This window comes from Nocardia sp. NPDC051990 (assembly GCF_040680755.1).
GTDB lineage: Bacteria > Actinomycetota > Actinomycetes > Mycobacteriales > Mycobacteriaceae > Nocardia.
The window spans coordinates 629233-629887 of sequence record NZ_JBFAXH010000001.1 but is presented as its reverse complement, the minus strand read 5'-3'; the positions used below and the strand labels follow the sequence as shown (position 1 = coordinate 629887).

General features: G+C 61.8%; 1 protein-coding gene. It reads left to right on the top strand.

All coding sequences use genetic code 11. The features are described from left to right. The first annotated feature begins 311 nt into the window (after nucleotides 1-311). A complete protein-coding gene (locus AB0L63_RS03050; RefSeq protein ID WP_364493635.1) occupies nucleotides 312-635 on the top strand; it encodes a hypothetical protein in 324 nt (107 codons plus the stop codon). Nucleotides 636-655: the final 20 nt, after the last annotated feature.

Here is a 655-nt window from a genome sequence, read left to right as displayed (position 1 = left end):
TTCGAAATACCGGGCGAAGCCGTTGCCACTGTGTGGCAACGGCTTCGCTGTTATTCGAGTCCCGCTACCCACCACGCATCACACGCCGACCGGCTACCGAGTAGTTCTCTGATGCCCGCTGAGCCACGAGTCGGACCTCGGAGAAACCTTCCGGAGCAGACTCGTCGTTCAAACGTGCGGTCCAACTGGGAACTCTCCGAGTCGTGTTCAACAGATAATATGCGGATTCGGTTCTGGCAGAGGGGGATTCGGCGGTGATGGAGCGGTCGAGGGCTGGAGGACGGTGTGCGCGCAACATATAGCATCAATCCGTGAAACTCGGAATGCTCTCTTTCATAGGTGCTCTCACCGCTGCTGTGGTGTCCGTCGCGGCTCCCACCGTCTCGGCCATCCCGACCGGCTCAGCCGGAGGCGGGGACGGCCGAGCAGTGGTGATCATCGACGGCACCCTGGAGCTGAGCGACCTGGACTCGTGCTGGGCTAGTGGCTTCGCGCGTGACATACGGTTCCAGAACCGCAGCACGCGCAATTTCCTGGTATATGCCTCCGCGGACTGCACAGGTGAACCCACCGCGACCGTGGCTCCAGGTGGATCCGCGACGTATTACGGCTGGTCGGCCACGGCGGCCAAGTAGACAGCGCTTGCTGCGCAAGT